This is a genomic window from Mesorhizobium qingshengii (genome assembly GCF_027563465.1).
Taxonomy (GTDB): Bacteria; Pseudomonadota; Alphaproteobacteria; order Rhizobiales; family Rhizobiaceae; genus Mesorhizobium; species Mesorhizobium qingshengii_A.
This window is the reverse complement of record NZ_JAPFQA010000003.1, coordinates 144,597-166,531: the sequence shown is the minus strand read 5'-3', so window position 1 is coordinate 166,531 and position 21,935 is coordinate 144,597. Positions and strand designations below refer to the sequence as shown.

26 protein-coding genes are annotated in these 21,935 nt (G+C 64.0%); 19 read left to right on the top strand and 7 right to left on the bottom strand.

The window, feature by feature from the left end; translation table 11 throughout:
- The first annotated feature begins 43 nt into the window (after positions 1-43).
- The gene (locus OOJ09_RS09805; RefSeq protein ID WP_269905025.1) at positions 44-697 is read left to right on the top strand and encodes a TetR/AcrR family transcriptional regulator; all 654 of its coding nucleotides are present in this window, start codon (positions 44-46) and stop codon (positions 695-697) included.
- Between the two features lie 23 nt (positions 698-720).
- Positions 721-1,752, top strand: a complete 1,032-nt coding sequence (locus tag OOJ09_RS09800; protein ID WP_269905024.1) for a histone deacetylase family protein — start codon at positions 721-723, stop codon at positions 1,750-1,752.
- Between the two features lie 37 nt (positions 1,753-1,789).
- Here OOJ09_RS09800 and OOJ09_RS09795 read toward each other — a convergent pair whose 3' ends face one another.
- The gene (locus OOJ09_RS09795; protein WP_269905023.1) at positions 1,790-2,983 is read right to left on the bottom strand and encodes a TMEM43 family protein; all 1,194 of its coding nucleotides are present in this window, start codon (positions 2,981-2,983) and stop codon (positions 1,790-1,792) included.
- Positions 2,984-3,501: 518 nt separating this feature from the next.
- Here OOJ09_RS09795 and OOJ09_RS09790 point away from each other — a divergent pair.
- Both OOJ09_RS09790 and OOJ09_RS09785 read left to right on the top strand, forming a co-directional pair.
- The gene (locus OOJ09_RS09790) at positions 3,502-4,212 is read left to right on the top strand and encodes a helix-turn-helix transcriptional regulator (protein ID WP_269905022.1); all 711 of its coding nucleotides are present in this window, start codon (positions 3,502-3,504) and stop codon (positions 4,210-4,212) included.
- Complete coding sequence (locus OOJ09_RS09785) at positions 4,209-4,979, top strand: helix-turn-helix transcriptional regulator (RefSeq protein WP_269905021.1); 771 nt, start codon at positions 4,209-4,211, stop codon at positions 4,977-4,979. The genes OOJ09_RS09790 and OOJ09_RS09785 overlap by 4 nt, the downstream gene beginning before the upstream one ends.
- A 5-nt stretch (positions 4,980-4,984) precedes the next feature.
- Here the strand turns inward: OOJ09_RS09785 and OOJ09_RS09780 are convergent, their stop codons facing one another.
- From OOJ09_RS09780 to motA, 6 genes are read right to left on the bottom strand one after another with little or no spacing between them, the layout of a single operon-like run.
- A complete protein-coding gene (locus OOJ09_RS09780) occupies positions 4,985-5,461 on the bottom strand; it encodes a hypothetical protein (RefSeq protein WP_269905020.1) in 477 nt (158 codons plus the stop codon).
- Positions 5,458-6,540, bottom strand: coding sequence for a flagellar biosynthesis protein FlhB (gene flhB, locus OOJ09_RS09775; RefSeq protein WP_269905019.1), 1,083 nt, complete (start codon positions 6,538-6,540; stop codon positions 5,458-5,460). The genes OOJ09_RS09780 and flhB overlap by 4 nt, the downstream gene beginning before the upstream one ends.
- Before the next feature lie 9 nt (positions 6,541-6,549).
- Positions 6,550-7,560: a flagellar motor switch protein FliG gene (locus tag OOJ09_RS09770; protein WP_269905018.1), complete on the bottom strand. Its 1,011-nt coding sequence runs from the start codon at positions 7,558-7,560 to the stop codon at positions 6,550-6,552.
- A 39-nt stretch (positions 7,561-7,599) separates the two neighbouring features.
- A complete protein-coding gene (gene fliN, locus OOJ09_RS09765) occupies positions 7,600-7,986 on the bottom strand; it encodes a flagellar motor switch protein FliN (RefSeq protein ID WP_091577758.1) in 387 nt (128 codons plus the stop codon).
- A 17-nt stretch (positions 7,987-8,003) separates the two neighbouring features.
- The gene (locus tag OOJ09_RS09760) at positions 8,004-8,951 is read right to left on the bottom strand and encodes a FliM/FliN family flagellar motor switch protein (RefSeq protein ID WP_269905017.1); all 948 of its coding nucleotides are present in this window, start codon (positions 8,949-8,951) and stop codon (positions 8,004-8,006) included.
- A 32-nt stretch (positions 8,952-8,983) separates the two neighbouring features.
- A complete protein-coding gene (gene motA / locus OOJ09_RS09755; protein WP_269905016.1) occupies positions 8,984-9,859 on the bottom strand; it encodes a flagellar motor stator protein MotA in 876 nt (291 codons plus the stop codon).
- A 147-nt stretch (positions 9,860-10,006) separates the two neighbouring features.
- On the opposite strand from motA, the gene OOJ09_RS09750 reads away from it, so the two are divergent.
- The 15 genes from OOJ09_RS09750 (at position 10,007) to OOJ09_RS09680 (ending at position 21,661) form a co-directional block, all read left to right on the top strand.
- Entirely contained in the window at positions 10,007-11,128 is a 1,122-nt protein-coding gene (locus OOJ09_RS09750; RefSeq protein WP_269905015.1) for a DUF1217 domain-containing protein, read from the top strand.
- Positions 11,129-11,135: 7 nt separating this feature from the next.
- Positions 11,136-11,858, top strand: a complete 723-nt coding sequence (flgF, locus tag OOJ09_RS09745; RefSeq protein WP_269905014.1) for a flagellar basal-body rod protein FlgF — start codon at positions 11,136-11,138, stop codon at positions 11,856-11,858.
- A gap of 3 nt (positions 11,859-11,861) precedes the next feature.
- A complete protein-coding gene (gene fliI, locus OOJ09_RS09740) occupies positions 11,862-13,280 on the top strand; it encodes a flagellar protein export ATPase FliI (protein WP_269905013.1) in 1,419 nt (472 codons plus the stop codon).
- Entirely contained in the window at positions 13,261-14,100 is an 840-nt protein-coding gene (locus tag OOJ09_RS09735; protein WP_269905012.1) for a hypothetical protein, read from the top strand. The genes fliI and OOJ09_RS09735 overlap by 20 nt, the downstream gene beginning before the upstream one ends.
- An 84-nt stretch (positions 14,101-14,184) precedes the next feature.
- Complete coding sequence (gene flgB / locus OOJ09_RS09730; protein WP_256751541.1) at positions 14,185-14,565, top strand: flagellar basal body rod protein FlgB; 381 nt, start codon at positions 14,185-14,187, stop codon at positions 14,563-14,565.
- A 2-nt stretch (positions 14,566-14,567) separates the two neighbouring features.
- Positions 14,568-14,984 carry a flagellar basal body rod protein FlgC gene (flgC, locus tag OOJ09_RS09725; RefSeq protein WP_091577769.1) on the top strand — a complete coding sequence of 139 codons (417 nt, stop codon included), beginning with the start codon at positions 14,568-14,570 and terminating at the stop codon, positions 14,982-14,984.
- Entirely contained in the window at positions 14,981-15,304 is a 324-nt protein-coding gene (locus OOJ09_RS09720; protein WP_269905011.1) for a flagellar hook-basal body complex protein FliE, read from the top strand. Before flgC ends, OOJ09_RS09720 begins: the two co-directional genes overlap by 4 nt.
- An 11-nt stretch (positions 15,305-15,315) precedes the next feature.
- Positions 15,316-16,104: a flagellar basal-body rod protein FlgG gene (flgG, locus tag OOJ09_RS09715; RefSeq protein WP_269905010.1), complete on the top strand. Its 789-nt coding sequence runs from the start codon at positions 15,316-15,318 to the stop codon at positions 16,102-16,104.
- 6 nt (positions 16,105-16,110) lie between these two features.
- Positions 16,111-16,647, top strand: a complete 537-nt coding sequence (gene flgA, locus OOJ09_RS09710) for a flagellar basal body P-ring formation chaperone FlgA (RefSeq protein ID WP_420107506.1) — start codon at positions 16,111-16,113, stop codon at positions 16,645-16,647.
- Positions 16,644-17,885 carry a flagellar basal body P-ring protein FlgI gene (locus OOJ09_RS09705; RefSeq protein ID WP_269905008.1) on the top strand — a complete coding sequence of 414 codons (1,242 nt, stop codon included), beginning with the start codon at positions 16,644-16,646 and terminating at the stop codon, positions 17,883-17,885. The genes flgA and OOJ09_RS09705 overlap by 4 nt, the downstream gene beginning before the upstream one ends.
- Before the next feature lie 3 nt (positions 17,886-17,888).
- The gene (locus OOJ09_RS09700; RefSeq protein WP_269905007.1) at positions 17,889-18,476 is read left to right on the top strand and encodes a MotE family protein; all 588 of its coding nucleotides are present in this window, start codon (positions 17,889-17,891) and stop codon (positions 18,474-18,476) included.
- Entirely contained in the window at positions 18,473-19,177 is a 705-nt protein-coding gene (gene flgH, locus OOJ09_RS09695) for a flagellar basal body L-ring protein FlgH (RefSeq protein WP_269905006.1), read from the top strand. The genes OOJ09_RS09700 and flgH overlap by 4 nt, the downstream gene beginning before the upstream one ends.
- Before the next feature lie 19 nt (positions 19,178-19,196).
- Positions 19,197-19,691: a flagellar basal body-associated FliL family protein gene (locus OOJ09_RS09690; RefSeq protein ID WP_269905005.1), complete on the top strand. Its 495-nt coding sequence runs from the start codon at positions 19,197-19,199 to the stop codon at positions 19,689-19,691.
- Entirely contained in the window at positions 19,688-20,419 is a 732-nt protein-coding gene (gene fliP, locus OOJ09_RS09685) for a flagellar type III secretion system pore protein FliP (protein WP_091577780.1), read from the top strand. Before OOJ09_RS09690 ends, fliP begins: the two co-directional genes overlap by 4 nt.
- 246 nt (positions 20,420-20,665) lie before the next feature.
- Positions 20,666-21,661, top strand: coding sequence for a flagellin (locus OOJ09_RS09680; RefSeq protein ID WP_269905004.1), 996 nt, complete (start codon positions 20,666-20,668; stop codon positions 21,659-21,661).
- Positions 21,662-21,935: the final 274 nt, after the last annotated feature.

Sequence of the window (21,935 nt, the reverse complement as noted above, 5' to 3'; positions counted from 1 at the left end):
TCCACCGGCGTTGAGACCGGGTAGGGAACGAGGACATCAAGCAGTGAAGCGCAGTCTCGACCGCAAAACCAGGATAGCGCTCGAACCACGCAAGCAGCCGCGGCAGCAACGGTCGAGCAAGGTGGTCGACCGGATTCTCGACGCGGCGCTGATCTTGACGCGGGAGCAAGGAACCAGGACGCCGACGACGCTCGCCATTGCGCAGCGCGCAGGCTTGTCGGTCGGTTCGGTCTACCAATACTTTCCCAACAAGGAAGCCATTCTTCTGGACCTCGCCCGACGCTGGCTGTCATCCTTTCCCGAGGTGATCGCGAAGCGCATCAAGGTCGCCCCGCCCGCCAACCGCGAGGAGTTTCGGCAGGAAGTGCGCAAGCTCTTCATCGACACGTCCAGGCTCTATCTCGAGAACGCCACCCTGATGCCGGTGATCGAGGCCATTTCAGGCAATGCCGACCTCAGGCCGATCCAGAACGAATATGACGACCAGATCATCGCCCTCTACGCCGCATGGCTGCAACATGTGAACCCGGCTCTTGAAGACAAGATCGCCGGCCGGCTCGGCGTGGTGATGATGGAGGTCGGACACGTCTGCCGGCTTGTGGGGCTGAAAAAGGATCGCAAGACGTTCGACCTCATCGAGGACGACGTGGAAACCATGTGGCTCGCTCTGGTGAGCCCCCATCTCAATCTTGACTAAATTCACACTTCGAGAGGAAATTTATGAAGACTGTCTATTCGCCGCTTCATGCCGGCCATGCCGGGCAGATGGAACTGGTCACAAGCGCCATCGTGCCGGGGTTCGAAAAACCCTCGCGGGCCGAATTCATCAAGGCGCGGGTCGAAAGCGAGAAACTCGGGCCGATCATCCTGCCGCTCGAGCATGAGCTCGCCGCCGCCAGGCGTGTCCACAAGGCCGACTACATCGACTTCCTGCCGACAGTCTGGCCGCAATGGACGGAAGCCGGCTTCAAGGGCTCGGCAATGCCCTTCACCTGGCCGACGCGCGGCCTGCGCGGCGACGTGCCGCCAAAGCGCATCGACGCCCTGCTCGGCTACTATTCCTTCGATGGCGGAGCCACGTTCGTGGAAGGCACCTGGACCGCGATCAAGTCGTCCTATGACGTGGCGCTCACCGCCGCTGGCCTGGTCAAGGGTGGCGAGACATCCGCCTTCGCGCTCTGCCGTCCGCCCGGCCATCACGCCGGTGCCGGCTTCATGGGCGGCTATTGCTACATCAACAACGCCGCCGTCGCCGCGCAATGGTTCCGCGACCAGGGCGCAGCCCGTGTCTCCATCCTCGATGTCGACTACCACCACGGCAACGGCACGCAGGAAATCTTCTATGACCGCCCCGACGTGCAGGTCATCAACCTGCATGGCGATCCGATGACGGAGTATCCGTTCTTCCTCGGCCATGCCGACGAACGCGGCGCCGGTGCGGGTGAAGGCTTCAACATCAACTATCCGATGCCGTTCGGCACCGGCTGGGACGCCTGGAACGCCTCGCTGGAGGACGCCTGCGCCAAGCTTGCCGCCTATGGGCCGGACGTCGTCGTCGTCTCGCTCGGTGTCGACACCTTCGAAAAGGATCCGATCAGCCAGTTCAAGTTGAAGAGCCCTGACTACCCCAAGATCGGCCGCCGCATCGCCAAGCTCAACCTGCCGACGCTGTTCGTCATGGAAGGCGGCTATGCCGTCGAGGAGATCGGCATCAACGCCGTCGGCGTGCTGACCGGTTTCGAGGGCAAGTAGGAAGCAACTGGGGGCGCTAGCGCCCCCTCGTTTCCACCTAGGCGGCAGCACCAGTACTCGGTGTGGCCACCGGTGCCGGTGCCCTGCGTGAGCGGCCGAGATAGTAGACCGCCGCCGCCGCGATCACACCCGCTGCCAGGATGCCCGCCGCCAGCACCGGCCGATACCAGAACCAGGCAATCGCGATCGTCGTCGTGCCAACCAGGATCGACAGGAAGAAGGCGATGATGCCGGTTCCCATCCGCGCCATGCTGCCAAGGAACGGTATGACGTCGAGGATCACCCCGATCGGACCGAGGAACAGGGCAAAGCCGATCGTCAGCAGCAGCAGGCCGGCGCCGCGCAGCAGCCACGTGATCAGCGTGTTTGCACTCACCGCCTCGGCAAACATCTTGTCGGCAGGCACGGCGCCGGTGTCGACCATCAGCAATTGGTCGCCGGCCACCGTCTGGTAAGGCTCGAACCGGCTACCAGCCTGGCGTGCGACGATGCTGACCACGCCGAGCGGCGCCAGTTCATAGCCGATGCGATAGTCGCCCAGCGCCGGCCTTGTCGTGTCAGCCCCGAGATAGATCTTGCCGTCAACGACGCTGAGCGGCTTGGTGCCGGTATAGGCGGCCTTTATCGCGGCCGATCTGTCAGGCGACAACGAATAGTCCTTGTCGCCCTCGATGCGATCGAGCACCGGCGTATCGAGATCGAAGGCGACGAGCTTGCCCTGTGGAATCTGGAAGGTGCGGCCGTGGATCGCCATCGGCGGATTCTCGTGGCCGTCCGGCTTCTTGAAGTCCGACGAATTGATCTGGCTGTCCTCCCACACCTTCGAATAGCTGTAGGTCGTCACCGTCTCTTCGCCGCCGCCCAGCTTCGTGGTGGTCTCCGATTTGGATTCCTCCTTCCACTGATACATCTCGACGCTGCGCGACAGGCGCAGGCCTTGCGCCGCGATACCGAAATCCGGATCGGACAGGCCGCTGTCCGCCGTCACCGGCCCGCTGACATGCACCAGTTTGCCGTCATTGGCGGCATCGACGCTGTCGGCGCTGGCCGAGACCACGGCGCCGGCGCCTTCGGCCAACGAGCGCGCCGTCTGTACCGCGCGGCCCTCGTTCCAGAACAGCCCGATCACCATCAGCACGGTCAGCAGCAGGCCGAAGATGACCCCGCCGACCGCGCGCTTGATCCGCCCGAACCACGAGACGGATGTAACTTCCCGAAATGAATCGCTCATCGTTTCCCCCGAAACCAAAAAAATGCCACCGCTCTGCGCGCCACCGCCGCGCAATGATCGCGCCGGTCCTCGCCCGCGGACACGGTTGCAAGAGGCGCCCACCTCTTCAACCGCTTCCGAACCTACCGGAATCGATCGGCAGCCGATACGGTTGGCCTGTAACCAGTGCCGGCTTTTCGTGTCCCGGTCTTCGAAAGGCACGAAAATGGGCCTCTGAGTCGCATGCGAGTCGACGCGATTCGATTTTGTCAAATCGCGTTTGATGTCGGATTCATCTGCGGATAGATTAGACCCGAATCAGCCGGTCCTCGGGGGGCGCGGCGACCACCCAAAGTCTCACGTTCCGGAGTTTTCCGGCGCCAGACGCGGACGGCTTCGCGTTCCCTGAATGGATTCGGATCTGGTTGGCGCAGCCCTGCGCCGCGAGTGTGTCTTCGTCAAAGTAATGCGTATTCGGGTTCGGCGGCTGGCTTCCAGCGTCCGGACAGCAGAAACGATTCCGGCCAAAAGCAACAAGAATGAGCAGTCCCGCCGCGCAACTTCAATCCGACACATTGGGCTCGCGCCTGGCGTCGCGCGGTGATCTGACCAGCTTTTTCATGCAACTGACCGCCGAGATCGGCGCCGACAGCTACATGCTGGTCGCCATCGTCCACGACCAGGACCGCAACGACGCGCGCATCGTCTCGTCCAACTGGATTTTCGACGCCATCGAACTGATCGGCAAACGGCTGATCGCCGGCCTTGCGCAAGGGGTGCTCACCGTCGCGCCAGGCATCCGCCCCAAACCGTTGGTGGCGGCCCAGGCACCAGACGCCGGCGGGCTGGTCACCGGCGAAGAGGCCCGCCTCCTCGACGTGCTCGGCCATGCCGAAATCTATTCGCTGCGCCTCAATGTCGGCCGTCAGCGCCTGTTCGCCTTGTTCTCGGCGGCGACCGCCGGCAGCATCGACCCGCCGGCGCTGATGAAGGCCCAGTTGAAGTGCTGCTACGCGCTCTCGAACATCCCGCAACTGATCGCCGCCGCCGCCATGCAGGATCCGCTTTCGGATCGCGAGCGCGAATGCCTGTTCTGGGTCTCCGAAGGCAAGACCACCGACGAGGTCGCCGTCATCCTTGGCGTCTCTTCCAACACCGTCAACAGTTACATCACCCACGCCATCCAGAAATTCGCGGCCAGCAACCGCGCGATGGCCATCGCCACGGCGATCAGGAGCGGCATCATTTGAAACACGCTGACGTCAAGGAGGCTGCCGAAGCCCTTTTCAACGAGCAGCGCAATCCGTTCGGCGCCTTTTCGCTCGGTTCCGAAACCCATCACGCCGTCACCATTCCCGATGCCGTGCGCCGCTGCCGCTGGATCGCCGTCGACATCAACGCGGCGGCCTTCGGCCTGTTCTTCGTCAGCCCGTCGCCGGAGCGGGCGCGCCTCGTCCCTTGCCTCGATTCCGACTATCCGGGCGTTGCGATAGCGACGAAGTTCATTTCAGGCGCCAATGGCGAGGAGATCGTGCGCCACACCCGCATCTCGACGGAGCCACGCTGGTGGACCGACGACGGCGTGGCCGCCGCGGCGGAGACGTTCCGCAATCTCGCCTGGACCGAGCAGATGGCGCCGCTGGCGCCAGGCACCAGCGGCATCGCATTCCCCGTCCACGCCGACCGCGGGCAATGCGGCCTTGTCGTTTTCCTCGGTTCGGAGATCATCTTGCCGCAGGACGCGCTCTACGAAATCCATGCCCGCTGCTTTTCATTGTTCGCCGCTGTCGCCCGCATCCGTCCAAGCGATGCAGGCCGGGCGCGCTCGATCTCCAAGCGCGAGCTCGAATGCCTGAAGCTGACCGCCAATGGCAACACCAGCGAGGAGATCGCGCGCCTCCTGAAGCTGTCGGTGCACACCGCCAACCAGTACCTGACCCAGTCGACCCAGAAGCTCAACGCCGTCAACCGCAACCAGGCCGTGGCCAAGGCGCTGCGGCTGGGCTTGATCGAATAGAGCAGTCAGAGTCCGGCCGGCGGTCGCCGGGAATCGATCGCTTCTCGGCGAAAGGCCACGGGTTCGACCTTGCGGATCCGCGCCTGTTCGATCACCGCCTCCAACAGGGCCGTGTTGTGCTCGGGGTTCTCGCCCGGCTTCTCGAACGAAACATAATTGACCGCCACTGAGCTACCGCGCTCGCTCAGCGTCAGCTGGAAATAGACCGTGACACCGGGCGGCCTCAGTTCCAGATCGAGCACGATGCGCGGACTGCCGCTCCAGTCGACATGCGCCTCGCCGCCATGGCCGAGCCGCAGCGTGCCCGGCATGAAGAACAGCTCCGCCGCTGAATCGACCAGATCCGACAGGCAAGCGAAATGCTCAAGCCGGATGAAGGCGATGTAGTCGGCGACATCGATCAGCCTGAGTTCCTCCACCACCTGTTCGATGGCGTTGGCGACGATGATCTCGCGGGAATTTGCGTGCGGTTGGCGGTTCATGAAGTCTGTCTGTTCTCAGCCTTTTTCGAGTAGACGATCCGCACCAGTTCGGCGACGGCCTGGTAGAATTGCGACGGGATCACATTATCGACCGAAACTTGCTTGTACATGGAGCGGGCGAGCGCCACGTCCTCGAAGATCGGGATGTTGTGCTCGCGGGCGATCTCGCGAATCTTGAGCGCCACCAGATCCTGTCCCTTGGCCAGCACCAGCGGTGCCGCGTCCTCGTCCCGCACATATTTCAGCGCGATCGAGAAGTGCGTCGGGTTGGCGATGATCAGCGTCGCGCGCGGCACCGCCGTCATCATCCGCTTGCGCGCGCGGTCGCGCGCCAGCGAACGCAACCGCGACTTGACGATCGGATCGCCCTCGGACTGCTTGAACTCGTCCTTGACCTCCTGCTTGCTCATGCGCAGGTCCTGCTTCCAGTGGAAGCGCGACCAGACGATGTCGACCGCCGCGATCAGCCCCATGACGAAGACGATCGCCACCAGGATGTCGACGGCGATGCCGCGGATGACAAGGCCGAAGGCGACCGGATTGGTGATCATCCCGGCGAGCAGCTTGCGATGGTCTTCCGACAGCGTGAAGGCAAGCACGGCAATGGCGAAGCCGACCTTGCCAAGCGCCTTCAGGAACTCGACCCAGCCCTGAATGCCGAACAGCCTGCTCCAGCCCTTGGCGATCGAGATGCGCGACAGTTGCGGGCGCACCCGCTCGCCGACGAATTGCGGCATGTTCTGGAACACCGACGCGCCGACGCCTGCAACGGTCAGCAGCACCAGCAGGCTGACGACGGCGCGGCCCACTTCGAGGAGGACGATCTTGTAGAGCGCGATGACGTCGGTCTCGGTGTCCATCGGCCAGGCTTCCGGCTTCTCCAGGAACATCGACAGGAACATGCCGAGATCGACAATGGCGTCCTTGGCGTAGAAGACGGTGAACACCAGGATCGCGACAAAGGATGCCAGGAGCGCCGTTTCCCGCGAATGGGGCAGCTTGCCCTGTTCGATGGTGTCGCGGATCTTCTTTTCCGTCGCCTCTTCGGTTTTCGAATCCTTGTCGACCTCGTCAGCCATGCGGCGGTCTTAGGCGGCGTTCTGAGTCGATGGCAGCTCGAACGCGCCTTCGCGCGACAGCCGGATCGTCGTCGTCACGATCGTCTTGCGGGCCGCCATGATGTCGGCAAGGGGAATCCCCTCCGAGCCCTGTCCGAGTTCGGACTCGATCATGCGCCGCGACCGCGCGCCGATCGCCGACAGCGCCGCCTCGGCCAATGCGGCCGAAGCGCCGCGCAAGGCCAGCGTGACCAGTTCGGTCGACAGCCCGTCGAACAATAGCACCCGCGCCTTCTGTGTCAGCAGCGGCAGGTCGTCGAAGGCGAACAGGCGGGCCCTGACGCCGTCGAGATCGGGCGTGCCGGCGGCCTCGAGATCCTGCATGACCTCCTCGAGCAGCGGCTTGTCCAGTTCGTTGAGCACGCTGGCGACGCGGGCCTGTCCGGCCGATGTGTCCTTGGTCGAGGTTTCCGTCAGCACGCTGGAGCGCAACCGGTCCTCGACGATCCTGCTCGCGGCTTCCGGAACATTCGCCATCGTCACCATGCGCTTGATGATTTCGCCGCGCATCGGCTTCGTCATTGTCAACAGCACGCTCGCCGCCGCCTGCGGCGCCAGCTTCGACAGCACCATGGCGGCGGTCTGCGGATGTTCGCCAGCCAGGAAGGCGCCGAGCCGTGACGGCTCGAGCTTCTCGAGTTCGGGCCAGATCGGCAGCGGGCTTTCCGGCGAGACCTCGAACCTCTTGTCGCCCATGATGGCGCTCATCTCTTCGGGCGAGAGCGATTCATTGAGGATGGTGTCCATCCTGTCGGCCGAATCGAGCAATCCCGCCCCCTCGGTGAACTCGGCCTCGAATTCGGCGACGATGCGCTCGAGATCGCTTTGCGGGATCGTCCGCAGCAGGCGGGCGCCCTCGATCAGCGCCTTCAATTCTTCCTGCTTGAAGAATTTCAACAGGCGGCTGGCCGACGGTTTGCCCATCGCCACCAGTATGGCGGCCGCCTTCTGCGCGCGCGTCAGGGTCGCTGCCGTCGTCATGCCTCTCGCCTCCGCAACCGGCAAGCCCCGCAACCCATGCTAGGCGCCCTTCGAGCCGGCGATGATTTCGGTCAGCCTGATGCCGAAGCGCGACGGATCGCTTTCGAGCACCGTGATCTCGCCGCGCGCGATCTTGCGGCCGTTGACCACGACGTCGACAGGTTCGCCGATACGGCGATTGAGCGCCACCGTCGACCCCTTCTGCAGTGCCATCAAATCGGACACCGGCATCTCGGTGCTGCCGAGGATGATCTGGACATCGACGGGGATGTTCATGATGACGTTCGAATTGGCGCCGGAGGCGGCCCTGAACGCCGCATCGGGGCGCCTCTCCTCTTCATGCAGGACACCGCGCAACTCTTCGATGGCACGGTCTAGCTGTTCGTCCGGCTGGTCGAGGTCGGCTTCCACCTTGGTCATGGCCATGCGTCGTCTCCAAATGCTCAGGCACGCCCGGCGTCAGCCGGCATCAGCCCATCGATGAAGTCCTGCCCGGCATCATAGGGATGCCGGATTCGAACGGTGTAGTTCTGTCCCAGTTTGCCGAACTCGCATACGAACAACGTCTGGCCGCGGGCGCTGAGGCGCGCCCGCGACTGCGCCGTTTCCTCGAATTCGATAACCTGGCCAATTTCGAAATCGGCGAGGTCGCCGAGCGTCAGCCGGGCCAGCGGCATGGTCGCCTCGAGCGCGACCGTGGAGCGCATCACCTCTTCCGAAAAGCGCGCGCGCCAGCTGGCGCTAAGATCGCCCTCGCTGGCCGCGGCAGCGCCGTCGCGGCTGGCCAGCACGATGCGCTGCGGCATCGTCACCGTGATGGTGCCGCTTTCGGCCGGGGTCGAAATGCCAAGGACGATGCGCACCGCCGCGCCGTCGCGCAACACGCGCCGTTTCGCCTCGGTGCCCGACATCGCCCGCGGCACGGGCAGGCGCAGGTCAAGCGAGCGCCGTCCCGATCCGTTGAGCGCCTGCGCGACCTGCTGGAACACCATGGTCGAGACATCGACCTCGATCTGCGACAGATCGCGCTCGATCGGCGACACCGGCAGGTCCGGGTCGCCGCCGAACAGCGTGCAGACCATGATCGCGATCGCCGGAGCATCGATCACCAGGGTCATGGCATCGGAGGAGGTGGATGATGCGACGATTGTCATGGCAAACGTGTCGCCGGCACGCGAGCGCGCCTCCGAGACGCGGCTGACCTCGACGGCCCTGAGATCGACGGTGACCGGGACACCAAGCTCACTGGTCAGGCTCTTCTGCAGCAGCGGCGCGGCGCGCTCGGCCATGCCCCGGCCGGTACCGATGACCTGGGCGGTCTCGCCACTGTCGCCGATGAGACGCTCGATGATCAGCGAACGGGCTTCCGCTGGGCTTCCGGGACTGGTCATGACAGGGCTTGGATCAATCTGTCGCGCATCGTTCAGGCGGCCTTCTTCTCGGCGGAGCCGGTGTTCATCGTGCTTTGCTCGACGGCGTCGATCGTCGGCCGCTCATAGGACGATATGGTCTTGCGGCCGAACTCGATCGCCACCTGCGGCAGCGCGCCGTTCATGTAGGCCAGCAGAGTCTGCTTGACGATGATGTAGAGGCGGTTCTTCTTCTCGCGCACCGTCTTGATCTTGGTGGCGACAGGCCCGACCACCGCGTAGGAAAGGAAGATGCCGAGGAAGGTGCCGACCAGGGCCGCGCCGATCAGGCCACCGAGGATTTCCGGCGACTGGTCGAGCGCCCCCATCGCCTTGACCACGCCAAGCACGGCGGCGACGATGCCGAGCGCCGGCAAGCCGTCGCCGACCGCCACGAGGGCGTGATAGGCCTTCATCTTGTCGGACTTGATGGTCTGGATTTCCTCGTCCATCAACGCCTCTATCTCATGCGAGCGGGCATTGCCGATGATGATGATGCGGCAGTAGTCGCAGATGAAGGCCATCAGGTCGTGGTTCTTGAGCACGGTCGGAAAGGCCTGGAAGATCGCCGACTCCTCGGGATTGTCGATATGCGCCTCGACCTCGCTGCGCGACTTCGAGCGCAGCTCGCGCATCAGGCTGTGCAGCACGCCGAGCGTCTCCAGATAGTCCTGTTCCTTCGGCACCGCTTGCTTGAACGCCTCTATGATGCCCTTGCCGGTATCCTTGACCGTCTTCATCGGATTGGCGACCAGGAAGGTGCCCAACGCCGCGCCGCAGATGACCACGGCTTCCCACGGCTGGACCAGCACGTGCAGATGGCCACCCATGGCCATGAAGCCGCCAAGGACACAGCCGAGCGTAACCACCAGTCCAATCAGAATGCCCACGGCAGGTCCTTCGCATTTCACATCAGGAGCAACGGATAGCCCCCGTGCCTTGTGTGAGGCTTGAATCGGAGCGTGCCGGAGACGATTCAGTTTCGCGCAAGGAAGTGGGGTTATTGTGCTGGCATAGCTTCGGCCGGAGGCGCGTTCTTGCTCAATACCTTTACCAGCTACCAGCTCATCACCAAGGACATCAGCAAGTCGATCGACAGGATCGAGCAGCAGCCCGTGGTCGACCGCGATACCAAATATTATCTGGACAACATCACCAAGGTGAAATCGATCGACGATTTCGTCAACAATGACCGGTTGTTCAAATATGCGATGAAGGCCTATGGGCTGGAGAACATGGACTACGCCAAGGCCTTCATGGTCAAGGCGCTCAAGGAAGGCGTTTCCGATTCCAACAGTTTCGCCAACAAGCTCACCGACAAGCGCTATGCCGAGTTTGTCAGGGCCTTCAACTTCGCCGCCAATGGCGCCGATGCGACCATCTACAACAAGGCGCAGCAGCTGGTGACCAAGAACTACGCCGCGCAGGCGGAAATCGCCGGCGTCGATCCGAATTCGGACTATGTGAAGGGCGAGACGACATACTATCTCGCCAACATCACCAAGGTGAAGTCCATCGATGATCTGATGGGCAACAGCCGGCTTTACACCTATGCGCTGGCCGCGTTCGGCCTCGATTCGGCGACGGAGGACAAGGACCTCATCAAGCAGGTCCTGCAAGGTGGCGTGAGCGATCCCGAAAGCGTCGCCAACAAGCAGACGAACCCGGCTTACGCGGCATTGGCCTCCGCCTTCAATTTCCAGGCCTATGGCGAGAACGCCACCACTTACAATCCCGCGCAGCAGCCGACCGTCGACAAGTATATGCGCCAGACCCTCGAAGAGGATGCCGGCAACACCAACCAGGGCGTGCGGCTGGCGCTCTATTTCGATCGCAAGGCGCCAACCATCACCAGCTGGTACGACGTGCTTGCCGACACCGCCCTTGCAAGCGTCGTGCGCACCGCGCTCGGGCTCCCCGATTCCTTCGCTACCGCCAACATCGACAAGCAGGTGCAGCTGTTCGAGCAGAAGCTCGACATCTCGGATTTCTCCGACCCTGAGAAACTCGGCAAGTTCCTGACCCGCTTCACCAGCATGTGGGAGATCAACAACCCGACCTCACCGGCCGTCACCTCGGTCAGCGTGCTGTTTGCCCAGCCGCTCACGGTGGGCATCTCCACCGACCTTATGATGGCAATGCAGAAACTGAGGTTCTGAAACCATCATGCGGGACAGCCTGTACGTCGCCCTTTCCTCGCAGATCGCGCTCGAGCGCCGCCTCGACACGATCGCCGACAACGTCGCCAACGCCTCGACGATCGGCTTTCGCGCCACCGGTGTGAAATTCGAGGACGTCGTCTCCGGCAGCGGGCCGAGATCGGTGTCCTTCGCGTCCTCGGGCAAGACCTATCTTTCCGGCGCCCACGGTGCCTTGACCGAGACTGGAAATCCGTTCGATTTCGCCGTCCAGGGCGACGCCTGGTTCGCCATAGACACACCGGTCGGCACCGTCATGACCCGCGACGGACGCTTTTCGATGAACGAGAATGGCGAGCTGATGTCGATCGAGGGCCACCCGGTGCTCGATGCCGGCGGCGCGCCCATCCAGCTCGACCCACGCAACGGTCCGCCCAAGGCCGGAGCCGACGGTTCGCTGCGCCAGAACGACCAGCTTGTCGGCTCCATCGGCCTCTACGATTTCGATCCAGGCGAGAATTTCGTCCGCTACGGCAATTCCGGCATCGTTCCGGCGCGCACGCCGGAGCCGGTCACCGATCGTTCCGATGTCGGGATCGCCCAGGGTTTTCTCGAGGAGTCCAACGTCAATCCGGTGCTGGAGATCACCCGGCTGATCATGGTTCAGCGCGCCTTCGAGAACACCGCCGCCCTGATGCGGCAGACGGACTCTTCCACCGACGAGGCGATCAAGACGCTCGGCTCGAAGTAACCCATGTCGATCGACCTGCCATCCATACGCGCACCCGAACGACAGCTCCAGCCGGCGCCGGAAGACCGGCTTGCCGCACTGGAACGGGTGTGGCGGCGTTTCGTCGGCACCGAGGCGCTGCTCAAGCGCGGCGGCCGCGTCGCCGAAGTCACGCCCACGCACTACAAGGTTCGTGGCCTTTCCGATTTCGCCAGGCTGGGCGACATCGTCGAGCAGCGCGGCCTGTCCGGCACGCGCCGCGGCGAGATCGTCAAGATCAGCCGTGACGAAATCGTTGTCGCGCCTTTCGAACGCAGCGCCGATGCCGGTATCGGTGATGCCGTGTTCCGCCGCGGTCCGCTCGCTGTGGCGCCGCATGCCTCGTGGCGCGGCCGTACCATCGACGCGCTCACCAGGGCGATCGACGGCGGCCCGCCGCTGATCAGGGGAGACGACGCGTCAAGCGCCGCCCTGACGACGCCCGGCGCCATGGCGCGGCAGCGCGTCGGCACCGCCTTCATGACCGGCGTCAAGGTCATCGACATCTTCACCCCTCTTTGTTTCGGCCAGCGCCTCGGCGTCTTTGCCGGCTCCGGCGTCGGCAAGTCGACGCTGCTCGCCATGCTCGCCGGCGCTGACGCATTCGACACCGTCGTCGTCGCGCTGATCGGCGAACGCGGCCGCGAAGTCCGTGAATTCCTGGAGGACACGATCGGCGACAGCATGGCCAAGACCGTCGCCGTCGTCGCCACCAGCGACGAGAGCGCCATGATGCGCCGGCGCGCGCCCGACACCGCCATGCGCGTCGCCGAGCATTTTCGCGACCAGGGACAACGTGTGCTCCTGGTGCTGGACTCGATCACCCGCTTCGCCCACGCCTTGCGCGAAGTGGCGACGGGAACCGGTGAGCCGCCGGTCGCGCGCGGCTATCCCGCCTCGGTCTTCACCGAACTGCCCAAGCTGCTCGAGCGCGCCGGGCCCGGCGCGGAAGGCCCCGGGGTAAAAGGCCAGGGATCGATCACCGCCATCATTTCCGTGCTGGTCGACGGCGACGACCACAACGACCCGGTCGCCGACTCCGTTCGCGGCATCCTCGACGGCCATGTCGTGCTCGACCGCGCGATCGCCGAACAGGGCCGCTATCCGCCGGTCAATCCGCTGTCGTCCATATCGCGACTGGCCGGCAAGGCCTGGAGCGCCGAACAGCGCGCGCTGGTGACACGGCTGAAGTCGATGATCTCCCGGTTCGAGGACACGCGCGACATCCGCTTGCTGGGCGCCTATCAGGGCGGCGTCGACGCCGAACTCGATATCGCGGTGCGTCAGGTGCCGCTGATCTACGAGGCGCTCACGCAATCACCCAAGGACCGCCCATCCGCCGATCCGTTCTCCGATCTCGCCCGTCACCTCAAGAGCAAGATGAATGCCGATGCCGGAGACTGAACGCCAGTACACCGAGCGCATCCTGCGCGAAATGATCGACGAGGCCAGGGCCGCGGAGGAAGCCAGGGCTGACGAAACGCGTGTTGCCAAGGCAAAGGCTGCCCGCGCCATAGCCGCCAAAGCCGAGGCCGTTCTGGCCAGGGCTGTCAAGCCTGCCCTGCCGAGGGCCGCCAAGGCCGAGCCTGTCCTGGCCAGGGCAGCCGAGCTCGCGCTGCCCGTGGTTCCCCAGGCAGAGGCTGCCGAGATGACGCAGGCCAGCCGCGACTCGCTGATCGACGGCCTGTTCCCGCTCACCGAATGGCCGCAGCCACCAAAGGCGCGGTTTCCCAGGCTGAAGAAAGAGTCCAGCCGGCGCAGCGACTTCGTCGTCGCCGCGCTCGGCGTCACGCTCGGGCTGATCTGCGCCCTGTTTCCCTGGTATATCTTCTTCAACCAGGAACAGTTTGGCGTCCAGGCGATCAAGTTCGGCGGCACCGGCACCAATTCGGGACGGGCGGGCGGCGGCGTGGTCGCCGAACGCAGCGCGCCGCTGACGGCAAAGGACGTTCCGGCCCCCAATCTGGATCTGCTCGCCACCGGAACGGTGCAGGACGACCCCAATCCCGCGCCCGCCGAGCAGCCCTTTCCGGCCGACGCCACGAAATTCCGCATGGTTCATGTCGCCAATGGCCGCGCCATGATCGAGGACGATGCCGGCCTCTGGATCGTCCAGCGCGGATCGATATTGCCTGATGCCAGCCAGGTGACTTCCATCGAGCAGCGCAACGGCAAATGGGTCATGGTCACCAGCACGGACCAGGTGATCGAGCTTTCCAGGTAGACACCTCGCGTTCCAGGCCCTGCCATCCGCAAGGTCCGCGCAAGACTGACGGCCTAGTCTGCGGGAACCTGCCCGGAGATTCCCATGGAGCCCGTTTCCCTTTTCGACCTCGCCGCCAAGCAAGCGCAATGGCTGGCCGTGCGCCAGTCAGCGATCGCCGGCAACATCGCCAACGCCAACACGCCGGGCTACACGGCGAACGACGTCGAGCCGTTCGAAAAGGTGCTCGACCGCACCGCCGTATCGCTGCAGGCCACCCAGGCCGGCCATCTTGGCAACGCCGCGACCAATGCCGGCTTCACCATCAAGCCGCAGGAAGACGACGGCGTCGTCATGCCGTCCAAGAACTCGGTCGTGCTGGAAGACCAGTTGATGAAGGCCGGCGAGGTGCGTCGCTCCTTCGAGCTCAACACGGCGATCGTCAAGGCGTTTCATTCGATGATGATGATGGCGGTGAAGAGCTGACCATGGACGCATTGACCGCAGCCCTCAAAGTCGCGGCATCCGGCCTCGGCGCCCAGTCGGAGCGCCTGCGCGTGGTGTCGGAAAACCTGGCCAACGCCCAGTCGACCGGCACGACACCGGGTTCCGATCCCTATCGCCGCAAGACCATCAGCTTCGTCTCGGAGCTCGACCGGACTTCAGGCAGCTCAACGGTCGCGGTGAACTCGATCGACCGTGACCCCAGTGACTTTCCGGTCGAGTTCCAGCCCGGCAACGAGGCCGCCGACGACAAGGGCTACGTCAAGATGCCCAACGTCAACGTGCTCATCGAAATGGCCGACATGACCGAGGCCAACCGCTCCTATGAGGCCAACCTTCAGGTCGTCAAGCAGGCGCGCGATCTCATTTCAATGACCATCGACCTGATGAGGAACCAATGATCGTGAGTGGCATCGGCGCGCTTAACCTGAAGCCTGGGTTGAGCGACACGGCGACGGACCTGCTTCAGGGTGGCGTTGCGCCGGCGACCGGCGGCAACCTCGGCACCTCCTTCGCCGAAGCGTTGAGCCAGGCCGCCTCCAAGACCGTCAACACCCTGCAGAATGCCGAGCAGGTGTCGGTGCAGGCGCTCAAGGGCGACGCCGATACCCGCCAGGTGGTCGACGCCGTGATGAGCGCGCAGCAGGCGCTTCAGACCGCCGTCGCCATCCGCGACAAGGTGGTCTCCGCCTATCTCGAAGTCAGTCGAATGGGCATCTGAGGAGTTCCGCCATGAAAGCACTCGCCATCGCCGCCACCGGCATGAATGCCCAGCAGACAAACCTGGAAGTCATCGCCAACAACATCGCCAACATCAACACCACCGGCTACAAGCGCGCCCGCGCCGAATTCTCCGACCTGCTTTACCAGGTCGATCGCACCCAGGGCGTGCCCAACCGCTCCAACGCCTCGCTGGTGCCGGAGGGCGTCTCGATCGGCCTCGGCGTCAAGACGACGGCCGTGCGCAACGTGCACACCCAGGGCGAACTGACCAGCACTGGCAACAGTTTCGACCTGGCGCTCACCGGCAGGGGCTGGTTCCAGATCGAAGGCGCCGATGGCGGCACGCTCTACACCCGCGCCGGCGCCCTCAACACCAACGCCACCGGCCAGTTGGTGACGGTCGACGGCGCCAGTGTCATTCCGGCGATCACCGTTCCCGTCGACGCCGTCGAGGTCATCGTCAACAAGACGGGGCAGGTCTTCGCCCGCATCGACGGCCAGACCGACCTGCAGAATCTCGGCCAGCTTCAGATCGCCAATTTCGCCAACGAAGCAGGCCTTGCGCCGCTGGGCGACAACCTGTTCAAGGAAACCACCGCGTCCGGCCCGGCCAATGTCGGCGTGCCGGGCGACCCTGGCTTCGCCACGATCCAGCAGGGCTATCTCGAGGCTTCCAACGTCGACCCGGTCAAGGAGATCACCGAGTTGATCTCGGCGCAACGGGCCTATGAGATGAATTCCAAGGTCATCCAGGCCGCCGATGACATGGCCTCCGTCGTCTCCAAGAACATCAGGTAACGGATGATGGCCATGCCGATCGCCTGCTCCGCATTCCGCCGCACCGCGCTCGTCCTTGCGTTGGTGGCCGGCGCCATGCCGGCTTTCGCCCAGGAATCGGCTAACCAATCCGCTGACCAATCGGCCACTCAGATCGCCAGCAGCCAGCCTGCCGGCGAGGTTGTGCTGATCCCCAACCGGGTCATCTATCCCGGCGAGACCATCGAACTCGCCGCCCTGAAGCAGGTGACCCTCATGGCGGGCAAGCAAAAGCCCGATGCGGTGGCGACCCGGGCCGAGGAACTCAACGGCAAGATCGCCAAGCGCACGCTGCTGCCCGGGCGCTATATCCCCACCACAGCCATCCGCGAGGCCTGGCTGGTCGAACAGGGTGCCGCCGTGCAGGTCTTCTTCATTGCTGGCGGACTCACCATTTCGGCGACGGCGGTGACGCTGCAGCCGGGTGCCGCTGGCGACCTCGTCAAGGTCCGCAACATCGACAGCGGCAAGATCCTGTCCGGCACGGTGATGGCAGACGGCTCCATCAGGGTCAGCGCTTCATGATGCGTCCGTTTGCCTTTCTGCTTGCCGCGGCACTTGGCCTTCAGCCGGCGCTGGCCGACGGCCTGACGCCCAAGGCCAAGCGCGAACTCGCCGCCAGGAATGGCGGCGTCTACGACGATCCGGAATATGATCCGGCCACCACCAGCCGCATGTTCCGGGTTTCGTCCGGGCCGAGTTCGCTGCCGCCGGGCCAGGTCGCCTCGCGCATCAAGGACATCGCCCAGTTGCAGAGTTCGCGCGATAACCAGCTCGTCGGCTACGGCCTGGTCATCGGACTTGCCGGATCGGGCGACAGCCTGCGCAACTCGCCATTCACCGAACAGTCGATCCGCGCCATGCTCGAAAATCTCGGCATCGCCACCGAAGGCGGCAGCGCACGCGCCAAGAACGTCGCCGCCGTCATCGTCACCGCCAACATGCCGCCCTACGTGCAGTCGGGCGCCCGCATCGACATCGACGTCTCCTCGATGGGCGACGCGACCTCGCTCGCCGGCGGCACGCTGATCATGACGCCGCTGAAGGCGGCGGACGGCGAGATCTATGCCGTCGGCCAGGGCTCGGTCATCGTTTCCGGCTTCACCGCCAAGGGGCAGGCCGAGCAGCTGACGCAAGGCGTGCCGACCGCCGGCCGTGTGCCGAACGGCGCCATCGTCGAACGCACGGTCCAGTCCGAATTCGACGATCAGGCGACGCTGACGCTGCAATTGCGCAACCCTGACTTCTCGACCGCCATCCGCATCGCCGATGCCATCAACGACTATACCAGCCAGCGCTTCGGCATGCGCGTGGCGGCCGAACGCGATTCCCGCACCGTGCAGATCAGAAGGCCCAAGGGTGTTTCGGCGGCGCGCTTCTATGCCGAGATCGAGAACCTGGTGGTCGAATCCGATACGCCGGCCCGTGTGGTCATTGACGAGCGCACCGGCACTATCGTCATCGGCAACGACGTCAAGATCTCGCGGGTCGCCATCAGTCATGGCACGCTGACCGTGCGCATCACCGAAGCGCCGCGCGTCGTTCAGCCCGAGCCCTTCTCCAAGGGCGTAACCGCCGTTGAGCCGTTCACCGCCATCGACGCCAGCCGGCCCGATGCCCGCGTCGCCGTGCTCGACGGACCCGATCTCGAAACGCTGGTCTCCGGCCTCAACCGTCTCGGCGTCAAGCCGGACGGCATCATTGCCATTCTGCAGGGAATCAAGTCGGCCGGCGCCCTGCAGGCCGACCTGGTTCTCCAATAGGCGATGCCGATGACACGCTCCCTCTCGCCCACTGACAGACGCCAACCCGCCAGGATCCTGCTCGCGGCCGCCATCCTTGCCGCCGTGCCCCTTTCCGGCGGCACCGCGCGTGGCGAGGAGAAAGTTCGCCAGGTCCTGCCCGGGGCACCGGCCGCGGAAGCGCCACAGCAATTGGCGCGGGTAAAGGCGCCAGACCAGAGCGAGATCGAGCGCTTCTGCTCCAACATAGCCGACGCCGCTCGCGACCGTCGCTACGCCTTGCAGGCCGAGGAACTGAAACAGCTCCAGGCCGGCATCGACCAGCGCATGAAGGCACTGGACGAAAAAAAAGCCGAATACGAGACCTGGCTGAAGCGGCGCGAGGTTTTCCTGGCCCGGGCCGAGGACGGCGTCGTCCAGATCTATGCCGGCATGAAACCCGACGCCGCGGCCGAGCGGCTGGCAATCGTCAACGCCGATCTGGCGGCGGCCATATTGATGAAGCTCGATTCACGCAAGGCCGGCGTCATCCTCAACGAAATGGACCAGAAGGCGGCGGCGACGCTCACCGGCATCATGGCCAGCGCAGCCCGAAGGGTAGATCCGTCATGATCCGCAAGATGCTTGTCCTGTGCACGGTTGCCGTGCTGTCTGGCTGCGGAAACCTCCGGGAAGTCGGCAAGGAGCCTGCGCTGTCGCCAGTCGGCTCCGGCGTCGACGAAGGCAACACCTCTTCCCTCTATCGCTATCCGGAAACTCCGCGCCTGCCGCCCAAGAAATTCTCGTTGTGGGATGACCGCCAAAGCCGGCTGTTCACCGATCCCCGGGCGCTGTCGCAGGGCGACATCCTGACCGTCAAGATCAAGATCAACGACCGCGCCAATTTCAAGAACCAGAACGACAGGAGCCGCACCGCCAACCGCAAGCTCGGTTTCGACCTCAGCGCGCAGTGGGACAAGTGGAGCACCGCCGGCAAGGGTGCCGGCACGCTCAACTCCGCCACGGACACGACTGCCGATGGCGAGATCAAGCGGTCGGAAACGCTTGAGCTCAATGTCGCCGCGATCGTCACCGATGTCCTGCCGAACGGCAATCTGATGATCAGGGGGTCGCAGGAAGTGCGCGTCAACGCCGAACTCAGGGTGCTGACCATCGCCGGCATCGTGCGGCCGGCCGACATCGGCGCTGAGAACACGATCCCCTACGAACGCATCGCCGAAGCGCGCATCTCCTATGGCGGGCGCGGCCGCATAACCGAGATCCAGCAACCTGCCTATGGCCAGCAGGTTCTCGATCAGGTTCTTCCGTTCTAGGATTGGGGAACACGGCACCGTGGCGAATGTCGAACAGGTTCAGCCGCGCAAGGGTCCCTCCCTTGCCATCCAGGCCGCCATGTTGCTGTTTGTGACGGCCGCCGCCATCGGCATGGGCTGGCTGTCCGGCGGTTATCTCAAGGGTGTCGGGGGACCGGTGCCCGTGCCGGTCGCGCCTGAGAATGAAGGCAAGGTGATGGAGCCCGCCGCGGCCGAGTCGCCGGGCGCGGGGCCGACGCTGGTCGCGCTGGCGCCCATCACCACCAACATCGCCTCGCCGGCGGACACCTGGATCAGAATGGAAGTATCGGTGGTCTATGACGCGCCGCAACTGCCGGCAATGTCGGAAGACATCCACCAGGACCTGCTCGCCCTGGTGCGCACCTTGAAGATGCATCAGATCGAGGGCGCCAGCGGCTACCAGCACCTGAAGGCCGATCTCGAGGAACGCGCCTCGATCCGCAGCCAGGGGCACGCCAAGCAGATTCTCATCAGGATATTGCTGGTCGAATGAAGAAGTTCCTTCTCGCCGCGGCGCTGATCGCCGCCGCCACCTCCGTCGCGGCGGCCCAGCAACTCGACCTCGGCGGCATCGGCAAGGCCGACGGTACCACCGTCGGCTACATCATCCAGATGTTCGGCCTGCTGACCGTGCTGTCGGTGGCGCCGGGCCTGCTGATCATGGTGACGAGCTTCACCCGTTTCGTCATTGCCTTTTCGATCCTGCGCGCCGGCATCGGCCTGCAATCGACGCCGGCAAACCTCATCCTCATTTCGCTGTCGCTGTTCATGACCTTCTATGTCATGGCGCCGACTTTCGATCAGGCCTGGAACACCGGTGTCAAGCCGCTGATGGACAACCAGATCAGCCAGACCGAGGCCTTCGAGAAGATCTCGGATCCGTTCCGCACCTTCATGCTGCACAATGTGCGCGACAAGGACTTCGACCTGTTCGCCGACCTTGCCCGCGAGCGCGGCCAGACCGTTTCGCGCGAGACCGTCGACCTGCGCATCCTGGTGCCCGCCTTCATGATCTCGGAGATCCGCCGCGGCTTCGAGATCGGCTTCCTGATCGTTCTGCCATTCCTGGTCATCGACCTGATCGTCGCCACCATCACCATGGCGATGGGCATGATGATGCTGCCGCCCACGGTGGTGTCGCTGCCGTTCAAGATCCTGTTCTTCGTCCTGATCGACGGCTGGAACCTGCTTGTCGGCAGCCTGGTGCGCTCCTTCAACTGATCGCCCCTGCCCGCCACCTTGGCACCGCCCGCCCGGAAGGGCTGGCGGCGGCCGAGACATCGCCGAATTTTCCAAGATTATTTTCGGTTAACCGTCCAGTTTAGTCCTTTGGTAGGGACTCGCCGCCATAGTCGCTCGCAGATGGCGGGTGATCTATCGCAACGATCATTGGCATGATGCCGCTCCGTCATACCGGGAAAGCCGGTATGCAAAAAAACACCGTGTAAAAACAAGGTACGAGTAGCCATGGCCAGTATCATGACCAACGCTTCGGCGTTGACCGCTCTGCAGAGCTTGAGCGCCACCCAGAAGAACCTCGACACCACCCAGGCCCGCATCTCGACGGGTTATCGCGTTTCCCAGGCTTCCGACAACGCCGCCTACTGGTCGATCGCCACCACGATGCGTTCCGACAACCAGGCCATGTCCACTGTTTCGGACGCACTCGGCCTCGGCGCTTCGAAGGTCGACACCGCCTACACCGGGATGAAGAGCTCGATCGACACGCTCAACCAGATCAAGACCAAGCTGGTCGCTTCCTACGGCCAGACGGACGCCGACAAGGCAAAGACGCAGACTGAAATTGCCGCCCTTCAGAAGCAGTTGAAGGCCTACGCCGATGGCGCCACCTTCTCCGGCACCAACATGCTGTCCGTCGACAGCGGCACGGCCACGGCCGCAGCCGACGTCAAGATCGTTTCGGCCTTCAATCGCGACGCTTCCGGCACCTCGTCGATCAGCACGATCGACGTCAAAGTGGAAAGCACAAAGCTTTATGAAGCCGGCACCACCGCAGGCACGGCCAAGGGCATCCTCGACGCCGACCGCCTCGGCAGCACCGGTGCCATCACCACCACCGCACAGAATCCGACGGCGGGTGCCGCTTCTGTGGCCCTCGATACCTATTCGGTCGCCACGCTGAAGGTCTACGACTCGACCACCGGCAAGGGCTTCAGCGACACGCAGATCGCCGACCAGATGAAGGTCGTCGACGCCGCGCTGAAGGACATGACGAACGCCGCCACCACGCTTGGCGCCGCCAAGAGCTCCATCGACCTGCAGAAGACCTTCACGCAGAGCCTGATGGACTCCATCGACCGCGGCGTCGGCCAGCTCGTCGATGCCGACATGAACAAGGAATCGACCCGCCTCCAGGCCCTGCAGGTTCAGCAGCAGCTCGGCGTCCAGGCGCTGTCGATCGCCAACGGTTCCTCGCAGTCGATCCTGTCGCTCTTCCGCTAATACACTTCGCTCAACCGAAGTTCGCACTAAAACATCGGGCCGCGCCAAAAGCGCGGTCCGATTTGCGTTTGCTCAAGGCTCACGCAATCCTCGTTCCTTAACTCTCGAAAGTCGGCCTTTAACAGGCCGTTAACCATAACGCGCTAGTCATGGTTAACCAATAGCTTACAACGGTTGGCGAATCGGCCGTATCGGGCACGATGACAACCGATGACAGGCCGATCCGGCCTGCGAGGGCAACGCTGGTTCTTCGAGAAGGCCAGCCTTAGAAAAG